This is a genomic window from Corynebacterium sp. KPL2680 (genome assembly GCF_040225675.1).
In the GTDB taxonomy this organism is placed as follows: domain Bacteria; phylum Actinomycetota; class Actinomycetes; order Mycobacteriales; family Mycobacteriaceae; genus Corynebacterium; species Corynebacterium rhinophilum.
The window spans coordinates 1-1,177 of record NZ_JBEHFM010000057.1 but is presented as its reverse complement, the minus strand read 5'-3'; the positions used below and the strand labels follow the sequence as shown (position 1 = coordinate 1,177).

The window sequence follows — 1,177 nt, the reverse complement described above, 5'->3', positions numbered from 1 at the left end:
GACTCAACGTCCTCTACGCCATGATGCGCAACCACGAGTATTACCACGACCCCGCCCCAGCAAAAGAAGCCGCAGCAGCTTAACCCCTAACAGTGAAACAAGCCGACTGGGAAAAATCCCAGTCGGCTACCAATCGCGCGCAAAACAACACACCTAAAAATCCCGAGTTGGAGATCTGCCCCCGTCCACCCCACCCGCGAGATTGACAAACTACATAGGAACACCCCCTATTGGGGTATCCTTTCTTCTATTATTATTCTCGAGTTGCGAGTAGTCCGGAGCCCCTTACAATTATGGGTGTTCCAGTTTAAATCTGCTGGATAAACACCTAATGTAACTACCTCGAAAGGACTAGTCCATGGAAGATATCCTGGTAAACGGCATCCTAGCTTCTCTGAGTACTGCTCGCGATCTCGGCCTCGAAGTACTCGAAAATGGATCCGCCCTGTTTGACGCTGCCGCAACTTCTTCTGAGGGCTCTTCCCAGAAACTGGAAGGGTCCTCTGAAGCAGGCAAGCACTTTTACCACATCATTGACGCAATCGGATAAATTGTAATCCTACGAAGTCCGACCCCTGTGCCTACGCGGGGAGTCGGACTTTTTCTATACCGTTTCCGTTTCCCCAACAAACCTTGCGCGAAACGTAGGGCTCGCCCTCCGGAAAGTGGACACGCTAGGGGTTGGGCACATTTGTAGAAAGAGAAACGATGGAGCTTTAAAACGTAGTAAATCCGCTTTGTCATCAGTAGCGACATGCTTAGCAAGCCAGTCACAGCTGAGCCTTTTGGCCTACGCCTCGCCTCAGCGCCGTAGAGGCCAAGTACTATATCTCCGAGCCGCCAACAGCGCCCATTAAAGCGAAACCAAGTCTAAGTCGCTTCAGTTAATTCTCTTTACTGAAAATGAATAGAAAGATAATAGTCAGCACTGCAAATACAATAATAATTCCGTGTCACCATTTAACAAACACGGAAATTACCATTTAGAGGGCCACAATTGTAGCTAGAATCTTATTCCACATAACTGCTCGCCAAATCGTTTTTGATTCAGTACCGAAATGGGATTTACATCAGTTACCCCCTAAGTGTGCATCACAATCGGGTTGCGTCCAGTAGCGTGGTGTATCTGTAACTGACGGTGGGCCCCTTATGAATGAGGCTGGCGACCACCGTAGTA

1 protein-coding gene is annotated in these 1,177 nt (G+C 48.9%); it reads left to right on the top strand.

Annotated features, from left to right (window positions below; all coding sequences use genetic code 11):
- The first annotated feature begins 358 nt into the window (after positions 1-358).
- The gene (locus tag ABRP66_RS11605) at positions 359-550 is read left to right on the top strand and encodes a hypothetical protein (protein WP_284771193.1); all 192 of its coding nucleotides are present in this window, start codon (positions 359-361) and stop codon (positions 548-550) included.
- The last annotated feature ends 627 nt before the right edge of the window (positions 551-1,177 follow it).

Bases quoted from the DNA above. Each gene is read 5' to 3' on its own strand.
- ABRP66_RS11605 (WP_284771193.1), top strand. From the start codon at position 359: ATGGAAGATATCCTGGTAAACGGCATCCTAGCTTCTCTGAGTACTGCT.